Here is a 12,875-nt window from a genome sequence, read left to right on the forward strand (position 1 = left end):
ATGCGATCTGTGGAGGCCCTGGCGTGACGGAGTATGCGAGGACATCGTGCTTTCGCATGTCATCAGGCTTCAACGGAATGCCGCGCCGCGCCCAGTAGCGCGGCGTGGCGCAAAGTGTGAGACCCATCCGGCGCAGGCGCCGCACGATCAGGTTCTCGTCGCCGATCCGCCCGAACCGCAAGGCGATGTCCACTCCCTCGTCGACAAGATCGATCATGCGGTTGCTCAGTTTCAGGTCGAGCTGCACGTCGGGATAGCAAGTGAGGAAGTCTCCCAGCAGGCGCGGAAACGCCGTCTGGACCATTCCGTGGGGCGCGGTGATCAACAGGCGACCGCTGGGGTGCGAGCCGCGTGCCTGCAGTTCGCTCGTGGTCTGCTCGATCATCTCCATCAGGGGCGCACATCGCGCCTGCAGCAAGCGGCCTGCGTCGGTGAGGGAGACTGAACGCGTCGAGCGGTTGAGCAAGCGGACATTGAAGCGCGACTCCAGTGCTGCAACGTGCTTGCTCACGCTGGCCTTCGAGATACCGAGCCTGCCGGCCGCGCGCGAGAAGCTGCCTTGGAAGGCCACTTCCGAAAATGTCCTGAGAAGCTCGAATCCGTCCATCATTCATCCCGTCACTCGCGAAGCGTCCCATTGCAGATAACTGCCCTTCACCCTCACGGGTGCGACGCAGCGGGGCCACTCTCCCATCCGCCACCCAGGGCCATGAAAACCCCGACTTGGTACTCCGCCAGCCGGGCGTCGGACTCAGCCAGCGCGGCTTCGTGCGAGGCCAGGGTGCGTTGGGCGTCCAGCGCATCGAACTGGCCGACCTTTCCGTTGATCAGCAACGCCTGCGCCTGGTCGGCCACGATCAGGCTCTGGTCACGCGCGGCAGCCAGAGCCGCATGCCGATCGAGCTCGCGGCCGTAGGTGTCCAGCGCGGCTTCGGCTTCTCGCAGCGCATTCAGCACGGTGCCCTCGAACCGCGCGACTGCGACGTGAGCCGTTGCTTCTGCCTGGGTGATGCGCGCTCGTGCGACACCCGTGTTGGGAAAGGACCAGCTGATCAGCGGGCCCACGCTGTAGCTGAAGGCCTCGCGGTTGGCGAACCGTTCGACAAAGCCGGTGGACGCCGATGAGAGGCCCAGCGTCACCTTGGGATACAGATCGCCCGTCGCGACACCGATTCGCGCCGTCGCGGAGGCCAGGCTTCGCTCGGCCTGCCGCACGTCGGGGCGCCGGGCGAGCAGCGCCGCACCGTCGCCCACGGGCAGCAGTCCGGCTACGCGTGGAGGCTGCTCGCAATGGCCGACGGCCTCGGGAAGGTCGCGCGGCGGCGCACCCGTGAGCGTGGCGAGCCGATACAGCGCCTGCTGGCGCCGGGATTCCAGCGGGGGAATCGCGGCGCGGAGGGTTTCGAGCTGGGCGCGCGCACGCGCGGCGTCCATGGTGCCGGCCTTGCCCGCGCGCTGCAGCCGCAGCGCCAGCCCGAGCGCGTCCTCCTGCAGGCGCATCGACACCTGTGCCACGCGCAACTGCAGCCCGGTGGCGCACACTGCGCCATATGCCTGCGCCGTGCCGCCGGCAACGCTCACGCGCACCAGGTCCACCGCGGCGCGCGCGGCGCCGGCATCCGCTTCGGCAGCCTCGATGGCGCGATGCAGTTGGCCGAAGAGGTCCAGCTGGTAGGACACGGCCATGCCCATGCTGTAGTTGAGCCGGCTCGGCGGCGCATGGCCGGGTTGCAGCACCGACAAGCCCGAGCTATGACCGAAGCTCGGACCGCCATTGAGGGTGATCGAGGGCTGTTCGCTCCCGTGCGCCTCTGCCTCGAGGGCCATGGCACGCTCGAAGGTAGCCAGGGCTTGCCGCAGATCGGTGTTGTGCGCCAGGGCCCGGGCGATCAGGCCCTCGAGCTGCGGGTCGTCGAAAAGGCGCCACCAGTGCGCGGGCATCGTTGCATCCGATGTGGCCGCGCCGCCGGAGAGGAACGGCCCGGCCGAAGCGGACTGCGCTGCGGTGATCGCGGCCGGTGCGACGTAGTCGGGGCCGACGGGACCATGTGCACAGCCAGCCAACATCACGCATGCGGCAGCGGTTGCAAGCGCGAGGACGAGAGGCGGCTTCATGACCGCGGCTCCTGAACGCGAGCCGCGGCGGCGGTGGAGGCTGCTCGGGCCTCCATCACCTCGACAGAGACAGTCTGCCCGACGACCAGGCGAGCATTGGCGGGCAGCGGGTCGAGCTTCACTCGCACCGGAACGCGCTGGGCGAGCCGCACCCAGTTGAATGTAGGGTTCACGCTGGACAGCAGGTTGGCACCGGTGCTGCGGTCGCGGTCGCCGATGCCTGCGGCAATGCTGTCGACCTCGCCTTCGAGCGAGGGCGCGTCCATGGGGGTCACTCGCACCCGGTCACCCAGCCGGATGCGCGACAGCTTGTTTTCCTCGAAGTAGCCCTCGACGTAGATCGAACCGTCAGCCACAAGCGCCAATGCAGGGTGGCCTGCGGTCGCATAGGCGCCCCGGCGCAGGTCGAGATTGGTGACACGGCCCGCCGCCGGCGCGCGCACTTCTGCGCGTTGCAGGTTCAGGCGCGCCACGTCAAGCGCCACCTGCGCCTGGCGCAGGGCCGTTTCGGCCGCCAGCAGCGCCCCCCTGGCTTGCTCGACACGCAGGCGCGACTGCTCGCGCACCTCCTGCGCGACAAGGCCCTCCAGTTCGTCGTTGCGGCGGCGCTCGCGCTGCGCCTGGGCCAGCGCGACCTGCTGATTGCCGATGACGATCCGCTGAGCGGCGACTGCAGCTTCGGCCTGCTGCAGCGCCAGCGCGAAGCGGGCTTCGTCGATCGAGAAGAGCAACTCGCCCGCCACGACCGGCTGGTTGTCGCGCACCGCCACGACGGCCACCATGCCGGAAACATCGGGCGCCACCTGGACGACGTCGGCGCGCACCCGGCCGTTGCGCGTCCAGGGCGCCAGCTCATAGTGGTCCCAGAGTTGCAGGCCGGCCCAGCAGGCTGCCGCAGCAACCAGCGCGGTCAACAGCATGCGCAAGAGAGATGGAGCCGGGTGCGACAGCCAGGCGGGAAGGCGGACGGATTTGGTATTCATGATCGAGCAGCAGGACAACGGATCAGTTCAGGAGGAGATGGCGCCGGCCAGCCGGACCAGCGCATAAAGCGACAGGAGATACAGCCCCAGATCGAAGAGCGGTGGATGCCACACCCACCGGTAGACACCGAGCAGCGACAGCAGGCGGCGAACCCACCAGGCGCAAGCCATCGCGCCTCCTGCAAGCAGGAGCAGGCCGGGAACGTAGATGCCGAAGAAGCTCGTTTCGATCATGGGTGGAGGTCCGAAGGCGCAGAAGGAAAGAGATCCCTGCGCAGCCCCACGAGGGCCGAGACAGCGGGTTCGCACCCGGTGCTTGCGAGGCAAAGGGCCAGCAGCCGGTCGATCTGCGGCAACAGCGCGTCTAGCCGCGTCAGCGATTCCGTGGCTTGGGCGAGGAAGGCTCGCTCGAGCGCGGCCAGCAGCTCGCGCACAGGCGTTTCGGGCAGCAGGTGGCGATGCTGCTGAAGGACGCCGATGCTCGCGCCGATGCGAAGTTCGCGCATGGCGAGCTGCACCGCCTCGCTGCCCTGGTCCGCCGCGCCGCCAGCCGTGCGCGGAACCAGCAGCGCGATGCGGTCCAGCATGCGGCCGGCGAATGCGTCACGCGCCAGCGCGCGCTTCGGGCGCGCCGCCATCCCGGAAAGATCGCGCCAGGTGGCCCGGTGGATGCGCCGCGCGCTCCATTCGCTGCTCACGCTGCGCACGATGGCGGTAACGCGTGCGGCAATCAGGGCACCGGCGAAGAGCGCCAGATTGCCCTCGAGAAAGCTGACCCAGTCGGCGCTGGCAATGTCGTGCAGGGCCAGCGTGCCGGCCACGCCGAAAAACATCCCAAGTGCCGTGAGGCTGCTTGCCGGACGAGCCAGGTAGCCGCCCACGACCAGGAACAGGGGCGCAATACACAGCACCAGCATGCCGAAGTCGTGCGCCAGCGGCATGACGCCAAGGATGTAGAAGGCAGACACCGGCATCGACCACAGCAGGGCGATCAGGAACTTGTGCATGCCGGGCACGGGGTCGTCCATGGTGGCGAAGAAACTGCAGAAGACCGCTGCCGCCATGGCCATGGACGATCCCGCGCGCCAACCGCTGAAGATCCACGCCGTGCATGCAGTGCAGGTGGAAAGCACGACCGTGAACGCGGAGCGCAGCGCCAGGCCCCTGTCCACGTGGAGGACCGAAGGCCGCGAAGCCTCTGCCCGCTTCGGAGGCGACGCATGGCCGACCAGCCCGGCGGCGATGTCGGCGCGAAGCGCGTTGCACCGGCGCCATCCCGCGACCAGCTCGTCGACATGAGCGGCCACGTCGATGCTCAGCGCACGCACCCAGAGCGAATTCCGCCAGTCCACGCCCTCAGCCCGGACAGCGGCGAGGACGCCGTCCACGGCCACGGGTGGTGCCTCGGCATCGAGGCAGGCGCTGCCTTGCGCCATGGCCCGCGTGACCGGTTCGGGCACACCGCCTGTTGCATCGCGCAATGCTGCGAGCCGGTCCTCCAGGGCCGAAAGCGATGGCGCCAGTGCCGCAAGGCCGTCGTGCAGGTCGCCCACGGCATGTCGAGTCCATCGCAGGCCGCCGGTATCGAAAGGCACGTGGGTTGCGAGCAGGCGCAACTGGGTGATGTCGGTGGCGATACGCCGCCTGTCCTGTGCCAGCCGCTTGCGAACCTCCTCCTCGGCACCAGCGCTCATCAGGTCGCCGGCCCACCGGCGTACATCGCCCAGCGTGCGGTCGATCAGCCCGAGGAGTGAAGGCGCAAGGCTGGTGGGCAACACGACGCTGTGCACGAGACTCGCGCAGACGATGCCGAGCGCGATCTCCTCGGTTCGGGCGATGGCGGTGTCGAACATCGCCGCGGGTGCCTCCACCAGCGGAAAGCCGATCAGCGCCGCAGAGTAGCCTGCGAGCATGAAGGCATAGGAGCGCGCGCTCCGGTCCATCAGCGACAGGTAGAGGCACGAGCCCACCCACAGCGCCAGCGCGAGCGACAGAAGCACCGGCGACCCGGACAGCGACGGGATCAGCACTACGGTGGCCGCGCATCCCAGCACGGTGCCGCAGAGGCGGTAGAGCGACTTCGAGCGCACATGGCCCGCCAGGGGATGGGCCACGATGTACGCGGTCATCATGGACCAGAAGGGCCGGGGCAGCCCGAAACGGCTGGACAGGTAGAGCGCGAGCATGGCCGCGAAAAAGCTCTTGAGCGAAAAGAGCCACTCCTGCCTGGAGAAACGAGGCCTCGCGCTCATGCGGCGCCCCTGGAGATCGTGTTCGAGGGCGTCGATCCGGCTTCGAATTTGTTGCGAATCATTTGCATGTGCAGATGCTAGGCATCCTCATGCGAGGCAAGAATCGTAAACTTGGACAAATGATTTCTCTTTTCGGTCACCGGGAATGAACCGCTCCGTCCGTACCACGTCTCGCGCCAACCTCGACCTGGACTACGAGCCGTCGGTGCCTGTCATGGCACATCGCGTGGATGTCGAGGAGCGCGAGCGCGAGGTTCCGATTCACGTGCATCGATCGGGCCAGCTAGTGATGGCGCTGCGGGGGGCGGTCTCCTGCGACATACCCGGTGCAATGTGGATGGTTCCGCCCCAGGCGGGCGTGTGGATTCCGGGCGGCACGCCGCACAGCAACCACAGCACGGCGAACGCGGTGATCTTCTATCTGTTCGTTGCGCGCGATGCCGCGCCCTTGCCTGCCAGCTGCTGCACCTTGCGCATCAGCCCGATGCTCGGCGAGATGATCCAGTACCTGGCGGAACAACCGCCCTCCTACGAGCCAGGCGGGCCGACCGATCGGCTCGCCCATGTGCTGCTGGACCAGCTCTGCGCCATGCCGAAGGAGGAAGTCTCCTTGCCCATGCCCGAGGATGCGCGGCTGCGAAAGGTGTCCCGCGCCATGATGCGGGATCCGTCCGACCGCCGTACGCAGCAAGATTGGGCGCGCCAGCTCGGCATGAGCGAGCGGACGCTGAACCGGCTGTGCACAGCCTTGACCGGCCTGAGCTTCGGACGCTGGCGGCGCCAGCTGCACATGATGGTCGCGCTTCGGGAACTGTCCGGAGGAGCGACCGTGCAGCAGGTCGCCTACGACCTCGGCTACGAGTCGCCCTCGGCCTTCATCACGATGTTCAAGAAGGCGTTCGGCAAGCCTCCCGCCACGTACATCAATGACCGGCTGATGACAGGAGGATGAGGACCCCCGGGCGCCCATCGGCCGGCATCACATCGTGCCGGCATGAACGCGGCCGAAGTTCCGCCTCAGGCCTTCACCGGTAGGGGCGCGCGTGGGTCACGCCGCCGTCCACCACCAGGGTGGCACCCATCACGTAGTCTCCCGCGCGCGAGGCCAGGAATATGGCGGCGCCTGCGATGTCGTCCGGCGTGCCGATGCGCCGCGCGGGAATGTGCTCCGACAGCGCTTCCCCATGGTCGCGGGCATTGCGGTTCATCTCGGAGGGGAATGCCCCTGGCGCAATGGCGCTGACCGCGATGTTGTCCTGCGCCAGGCGCATCGCCATGCGCCGCGTCAGGTGAACCAGTCCTGCCTTGCTCGCCACGTAGGAGTAGTTCTCCTGCGGGTTGAGTCCGATGCCGTCGGTGGAAGCGATGTTGATGATCTTTCCCACCCGTGCCTTGGCCGCGGCGCGCAGCGGTCCGGCGAGCGCCTTCGTCAGAAAGAAAGGCGTCTTCAGGTTCAGGTCGACCACCTTGTCCCAGCCGTTCTCCGGAAACGCATCGAAGTCCTCTCCCCATGCAGCCCCGGCGTTGTTGACCAGGATGTCCAGCGTCGACTCATGCCGGGCGTAGGCGTCGGCCATCGCCTGGCAGCCCGCGACCGTGGACACGTCGTACGGCAGCGATACGCAGCGGCCTGTGCTCGCGAGTTCCCGCGCGGCCAGGTCGCAGGCCTCGGCCTTTCGCGCGCCGATGTAGACGCGTGCGCCGTGCGCCAGGAACCCCTCGGCGATCATGCGGCCAATGCCTCGCGAGCCACCTGTGATGAGCGCCGTGCGGCCCTGCAGCGAGAAAAGATCCTGGGCACTCATGGCGACGTCACCGCCGTACTCGCGCGCATGGACGTGCTTTCTTTTGCGGGCACCTCGAGGCGCGATCGCCGCACATAGGCCGTTCCGTCGAACAGGCGCCGCGCCGTGCGCGTGAAGTGCACTTCGCGCACCGTCCATTCGTTCTCGCCCGCACGCTCGACATCCGCGAAGATCTTGAGCACCCCGCTCGGATGGCCGATGCGGATGCGCGTCGGGCCCGCATGCGTGCCCCGCGCTTCGGCCGGAACGGTTCCCGCGATCTGCGCCGCGACCGAGAGGCACACCGAGCCCCCGCCAGGGAACGCCTTGTGCATGGCGCCACCGTTGAGCACCATGCGCGCGACGAAGTCGATCTCCGATGACTGCACGACGCGGTCACCGGCGATGGTCCGGTAGTCCTGCGCTTCGCTGATCAGGATCTGGTACGGCGTCAGGATCCCCGACGACGGAAGATTGCAGCGTTCGACGACCCAGCGCCTCACCTCCTCGGCCATCTCGTAGATCTCGGGGCCAAGTTGGCCCGGCAGTTCGGTGCCGGTGATGCCCAGGTCCGCCGCGCGGATGAACACGCACGCCGTGCCGACGTCGACCACCGACACCGGTATTTCGCGGCCGAGCTTCGACACGTGGACCCAATCGCGCGCCTGGCCCGTGGGAAGGAGCTTGCCGGTCGTGGCGCCGCTGGTGTCGGAGTAGTCCAGTGCCACCTCTGCACCGGTGCCGGGCACGCCATCCACTTCGCTGTCTCCCTCCACGCGCGGCTCGCCATCGGCGCATTGCACCGTCATTCGAAGGATCTTTCCGGTGTTCGTGTTGTGCACCCGAACGGTGGTGACGGGCTCCTGCACGGGAACCAGCTTCTCCTGCAACGCATACACCCCCGTGGCCGACGAAATGTTGCCGCAGACGATCTCGAAGCTGACCGTGGGCTGGTCGATGCCGATCTGCACGAAGGTGTAGTCGATGTCCGCATCCGGGCGCGACGGCGGCCCGATGATGGCGCACTTGCTCGTCAGGATGTCTGCGCCGCCGAGCCCGTCGATCTGCCGCACATCCGGGCTGCCGAACAGAGCCAGCAGAAATCGCAGGCGCGCCTCGGCATCGGCGGGCACGTCCTGCTGCGAGAGGAAAACGGCCTTGCTCGTGCCACCGCGCATCAAGGTGACCGGTACGTTGATTTGTTCTTTCATCGACCCAGTATGCGGTTGCGCCCGGGCCGCCGTCCTATCAGTTTGACTGGCCTTTCTTTAGCCTGGCTACATGTTTTAGCGAGCCTAAAGAATGCCGAGCAGAAATCCAATGACCACGAGGGTGTGCGTCTCGATACTTCCTGTTGCTGTGGCCAGCTCCACACGAACAGGAGACACCTTTTGAAGATCATCAAGCGAACGGAATCCCCCTTCCGCGACACCCCCGGCGGCATGGTGCTTGTCGCCACACGCGTGGCCAGCCAGCCACCCCAGTTCCCGCCGATCGAATTCGTTCACGAAGACCAGCAGGTCGAAGAGATCGAGCTCGGCCCCACCGGCTCCCTCTACAGCTTCACGATCGTCCACCCCGGCAAGGAGAAGCCGCCCTACGGCCTCGCCATGGTCGACTTCGCGCCCGGCGTGCGGGCGTTCGGGCGGCTGCTGTTCGGCACCGAGCCGCCGGCCATCGGCAGCCGCCTGCGGGTGGTGCCCTTCGCGTTGCCGGACAGCACGCCCGACTATGCCTTCAAGGAGTGATGCGAGATGAAGCAACCACTGATCACCGGGGTCGGCATTACGGACTTCGGCCGCTTTCCCGAACTGACCGAAGAAGCCATGGCCCAGGCAGCGATTCTCGATGCCCTTGCCGATGCCGGCACGCAGCTCTCGGAGGTGCAGGCGTTCTACTGCGGCAACGCGCTGGGGGCCATGCTGCCCGGCCAGCGTGCATTGCGCGAGCTGCATGCCGAGGGCGGTGCCGTCTACAACGTGGACAACGCCTGCTCCAGCGGCGCCACTGCGTTGAATCTTGCGCTGCAGGCGCTCAAGGTCGGCCAGTACGACACCGTGGTGGTGTTCGGCATGGACCACCTGAGCAGCCTTGGCGGTGGCCCGCTGCAGCTCAGCCAGAAGGACTGGAACAACCGACGCGGAATGATCATGCCGGCCCTGTATGCCATGCGCGCCAGGCGATACATGCACGACCACGGCCTCACGCTGGAGACGCTGGCAGACATCTCCGTCAAGAATCGAAAGCACGGCGTCCTGAATCCCGTCGCTACGTTCGCCAAGCTGGCGAGCCGCGAGGAGATTCTGGCGTCCCGCCCGGTGGCCGAGCCGCTCACGCTGCTCCAGTGCTGCCCCGCGGTGGTCGACGGGGCGGCGGCGCTAGTGCTCAGCACCAAGCCCTCCAGGGGCGTTGCAAAGCCGGTCCGGGTCCTGGCATCGGTGGTGCAGTCGGGCCTGTTCGAGACCGCACCGGTCGACATGACTGAGGCCGAGATCACCGCGCGCGCCGCCAGGCTGGCCTATGAACAGGCCGGCATCGGACCGCAGGATCTCAGCCTGCTGGAGGTGCACGACGCGTTCACCATTTCCGAGCTGCTCTATTACGAGGCGCTTGGTCTTTGCAGCCGGGGCGAGGCGGCAAGCCTCCTGCAAAGCGGCGCGACCACGCTTGGCGGACGCGTGCCGGTCAACCCCAGCGGCGGACTGATCGCCAAGGGGCATCCGCCGGGAGCGACGGGCGTCGCACAGGTCGTGGAGGTCTGCGAGCAGCTGCAAGGCCGTGCCGGCGCACGGCAGGTGCGCGGAGCGCGCATCGGCCTCACGCAGGTGACCGGTGGCGGCATCTGGGGCGTGGACCACGCCGCCTGCTCCATCAACATTCTTTCGCTTTGATTGCAAGCATCATGAACCAGACAAGCACAACCACGCCGGCCTCGCTGCACGGCCTCGTTGCCGTCGTGACCGGTGGCGCCAAGGGCATCGGCCTCGGCATCGCCCGCGAGCTCGCACAAGCCGGATGCCGCATCGCGCTGTGGGACTTCGACGAGGCGGCGCTGCAGGCCGCCGAGCAGGCCCTTTCGGGCGAGGGCTTCGACGTGCGGACCTTCAAGGTCGACGTCAGCTCGGTGGAGCAGGTGGAGGCGACGGTGGCCCGGCTTCTCGCATCTCATGGCCGCATCGACATCCTGGTCAACAACGCAGGCATCGGCGGCGACAAGTTGGTCTCGAAGATGGATCTCGCGTTCTGGACCCGCGTGATCGAGGTCAACCTCCATTCGCAGTTCATCTGCTCGAGGGCGGTTTTGGCACAGATGGCGGAGAACCGGTTCGGCCGCATCATCAACATCGGCTCGCGCGCATGGCTGGGCAACCGCGGCCAGGCGGCCTACTCCGCCTCCAAGGGCGCGGTGGTGAGCCTGACGCGCTCGCTGGCGCTCGAATATGCGCGCAAGGGCATCACCGTGAACGCCATCGCGCCCGGCATCGTGGAGACGCCGCTGTTCGAAACACTGACCGAGGAGGTCCGGCAGGGGCTCCACAAGACCGTGCCGATGGAACGCATCGGCCAGCCGGAGGACATCGGCCGCGCCGTCCGGTTCTTCGCGGAACCCGGCTCGAGCTACGTCACCGGCCAGCTCCTGTACGTCTGCGGCGGGCGCAGCCTCGGCAGCCCCTCCGTATAGCGCGCCGACATCACGACATGAGCAATCCAACAAGACTGAAGATCGCATGCTCGCCAATGCATTGAGCGGTTTGAAAGTGATCGACTTCACGCAGGTGATGGCCGGTCCGACCTGCACGCTGTGCATGGCCGACCTGGGCGCCGACGTGGTGAAGGTCGAAGCGCCTGCAGGCGATCTCTCGCGGGCCCTTTCGCCCTGGGTGCGGGGCGAGGGGGTCGCCTTCATGGCGCTCAATCGCAACAAGCGCAGTGTCGTGCTCGACCTCAAGCACCCCGAGCACCTGCAGGCGGCGCAGGCGCTGGTCGCGCAGGCGGATGTGCTGGTCGAGAGCTTCCGCCCGGGCGTGATGGCGCGCCTCGGCCTGGACTACGCAACGGTGTCCGCGGGCAATCCGCGGCTCATCTACTGCTCGGTCTCGGCATATGGCCAGCACGGCGCCAGCAAGGATCTTCCCGGGGTCGACGGCGTGCTCCAGGCCGTGAGCGGCCTGATGAGCGTCACCGGCGCGCGCGACGGGGAGCCGTGCAAGGTGCCGGTGCCGGTGGTCGACCTGGTCACGGGGTCGCTGGCGACCATCGCAGTCCTGGCCGCCCTCTCGGACCGGCAACGCACGGGCCAGGGGCAGCACGTCGAAGCCAGCATGTTCGCAAGCGCCATCGCGCTTCAGCACGTGAGCTTCGCGTCCTACTTCGCGGACGGCCACGTGCCCGGGCCGCAGGGGCACGCCGCGCCGTATTCGACCCCGAACGAAGCCCTGCGCTGCGCCGACGGATGGATCATGGTGGCGGCCTATCACCCCGCACGGTGGCAGGCCCTGTGTGCCGCCATAGGCGCGCCTGAACTGGCCTGCGATCCACGCTTCGCCGACAACAAGGGCCGGCTCCAGCACCGCGAGACGCTGCTGCGCCTGCTCGAAGAGCGCATGCTCGCGCATCCCCGCGCCTTCTGGCTGGAGAAGTTCGCAGCCGTGGACATCATCTGCGGCCCCATCAACAACTATGCGGAGGTGGCGCAGTCCGCGCCCTTCCTCGAAGCGGCGCTCGCGGAGCAGCTGCAGCACCCGGTCGCCGGGTCGATGACGCTGCCACGCAGCGTCATCGGCGCGGTCGGGGAGCGGCCCCGGGCGCGACGCCCCGCCCCCACCCTGGGCCAGCACACCCGGGAGGTGCTGGCCGAGCTCGGCATGCCGGCCGCGGCCATCGATTCGGTGATCGCCCCCAGCCCTTCCCAGAACTGAAGCACAACCATGCCCATCGTCAAGAAAGTCCAGAACGGCGTCGCCGTCGTCACCCTGAATCGGCCCGAGGCCATGAACTCCATCGACCCGGAGTCGAACGAGCAATTGCTCGAGATCTGGGACGAGGTTTCGAACGACGAGGACGTCCGCGTGCTCGTCCTCACGGGTGCGGGAGAGCGCGCCTTCTGCACAGGCGCGGACCTCAAGAAGACCATGCCGCCCGCCGACAGCGCGGCGCGGCAGGTCTTTCGCTGCGGAACCGGACATTTCAACTTCGGCACGCTGCAGACCGACAAGCCCGTCATTGCCGCCATCAACGGTTACGCCCTGGGCGGCGGGCTGGAGCTGGCCTTGCTGGCGGACATTCGCATCTGCTCCGACAACGCACGCTTCGGTTTGCCGGAAGTGCGGGTTGGCAGCATCCCAGGCGCCGGTGGCACGCAGCGCCTGATCCGCGCGGTCGGCCAGTCGGACGCGATGTGGATGCTGCTCACCGGTGAACGCATCGACGCCGCGGAAGCGCTGCGGATCGGGTTGGTCAGCAAGGTGGTTCCCTTCTCCGAATTGCAGCAGGCAGCCCTGCAGCTCGCAGGCGCGATGGCAGCCAATGCCCCGCTGGCGATGACCGCCGCCAAGCGCCTGGCGATGAACGGACGCGAGCTGCCGCTAGCGGGCGGGCTGGCCCTGGAGCGCCAGGCCTTCGGGCTGCTCAGGGACAGCGAAGATCGGCTGGAGGGGCGCCGCGCCTTCGCCGAGAAGCGCCCTCCCGTGTTTCGCGGCCGCTGAAATGCCTCGCCCGCGAGACGGATGCGTTCTCTGGGC

At 67.6% G+C, this 12,875-nt stretch carries 13 protein-coding genes; 6 read left to right on the top strand and 7 right to left on the bottom strand.

The window, feature by feature from the left end; genetic code table 11:
• From QMO14_RS26115 to QMO14_RS26135, 5 genes are all read right to left on the bottom strand, one after another.
• Positions 1–610, bottom strand: a 610-nt coding sequence (locus tag QMO14_RS26115) for a LysR family transcriptional regulator (protein ID WP_301510724.1), incomplete at its 3' end; no start/stop codon positions are given.
• A gap of 50 nt (positions 611–660) precedes the next feature.
• Entirely contained in the window at positions 661–2,115 is a 1,455-nt protein-coding gene (locus QMO14_RS26120) for an efflux transporter outer membrane subunit (RefSeq protein WP_260310333.1), read from the bottom strand.
• Positions 2,112–3,098, bottom strand: a complete 987-nt coding sequence (locus QMO14_RS26125; RefSeq protein ID WP_184605447.1) for an HlyD family secretion protein — start codon at positions 3,096–3,098, stop codon at positions 2,112–2,114. The genes QMO14_RS26120 and QMO14_RS26125 overlap by 4 nt, the downstream gene beginning before the upstream one ends.
• Before the next feature lie 27 nt (positions 3,099–3,125).
• Positions 3,126–3,332 carry a DUF1656 domain-containing protein gene (locus QMO14_RS26130; RefSeq protein WP_184605448.1) on the bottom strand — a complete coding sequence of 69 codons (207 nt, stop codon included), beginning with the start codon at positions 3,330–3,332 and terminating at the stop codon, positions 3,126–3,128.
• Entirely contained in the window at positions 3,329–5,350 is a 2,022-nt protein-coding gene (locus tag QMO14_RS26135; protein WP_301510727.1) for an FUSC family protein, read from the bottom strand. The genes QMO14_RS26130 and QMO14_RS26135 overlap by 4 nt, the downstream gene beginning before the upstream one ends.
• 145 nt (positions 5,351–5,495) lie before the next feature.
• Here QMO14_RS26135 and QMO14_RS26140 point away from each other — a divergent pair, with 145 nt between their 5' ends.
• Positions 5,496–6,302, top strand: a complete 807-nt coding sequence (locus QMO14_RS26140) for a helix-turn-helix domain-containing protein (RefSeq protein WP_301510729.1) — start codon at positions 5,496–5,498, stop codon at positions 6,300–6,302.
• 73 nt (positions 6,303–6,375) lie between these two features.
• Here QMO14_RS26140 and QMO14_RS26145 read toward each other — a convergent pair whose 3' ends face one another.
• A complete protein-coding gene (locus tag QMO14_RS26145) occupies positions 6,376–7,155 on the bottom strand; it encodes an SDR family oxidoreductase (RefSeq protein ID WP_301510731.1) in 780 nt (259 codons plus the stop codon).
• Complete coding sequence (locus QMO14_RS26150; protein ID WP_301510732.1) at positions 7,152–8,345, bottom strand: 2-methylaconitate cis-trans isomerase PrpF family protein; 1,194 nt, start codon at positions 8,343–8,345, stop codon at positions 7,152–7,154. The genes QMO14_RS26145 and QMO14_RS26150 overlap by 4 nt, the downstream gene beginning before the upstream one ends.
• Positions 8,346–8,525: 180 nt before the next feature.
• Here QMO14_RS26150 and QMO14_RS26155 point away from each other — a divergent pair, with 180 nt between their 5' ends.
• From QMO14_RS26155 to QMO14_RS26175, 5 genes are read left to right on the top strand one after another with little or no spacing between them, the layout of a single operon-like run.
• Positions 8,526–8,882: a Zn-ribbon domain-containing OB-fold protein gene (locus tag QMO14_RS26155; protein WP_260310348.1), complete on the top strand. Its 357-nt coding sequence runs from the start codon at positions 8,526–8,528 to the stop codon at positions 8,880–8,882.
• 6 nt (positions 8,883–8,888) lie between these two features.
• Positions 8,889–10,025: a thiolase family protein gene (locus tag QMO14_RS26160; protein WP_184605453.1), complete on the top strand. Its 1,137-nt coding sequence runs from the start codon at positions 8,889–8,891 to the stop codon at positions 10,023–10,025.
• An 11-nt stretch (positions 10,026–10,036) separates the two neighbouring features.
• Positions 10,037–10,816: an SDR family NAD(P)-dependent oxidoreductase gene (locus QMO14_RS26165; RefSeq protein WP_184605454.1), complete on the top strand. Its 780-nt coding sequence runs from the start codon at positions 10,037–10,039 to the stop codon at positions 10,814–10,816.
• A 46-nt stretch (positions 10,817–10,862) separates the two neighbouring features.
• Positions 10,863–12,053 carry a CaiB/BaiF CoA-transferase family protein gene (locus tag QMO14_RS26170; protein ID WP_184605455.1) on the top strand — a complete coding sequence of 397 codons (1,191 nt, stop codon included), beginning with the start codon at positions 10,863–10,865 and terminating at the stop codon, positions 12,051–12,053.
• 9 nt (positions 12,054–12,062) lie between these two features.
• Positions 12,063–12,839, top strand: a complete 777-nt coding sequence (locus QMO14_RS26175; RefSeq protein WP_184605456.1) for an enoyl-CoA hydratase/isomerase family protein — start codon at positions 12,063–12,065, stop codon at positions 12,837–12,839.
• The last annotated feature ends 36 nt before the right edge of the window (positions 12,840–12,875 follow it).

Origin of the sequence: Variovorax sp. CAN15, assembly GCF_030462475.1 — a bacterium.
GTDB lineage: Bacteria > Pseudomonadota > Gammaproteobacteria > Burkholderiales > Burkholderiaceae_C > Variovorax.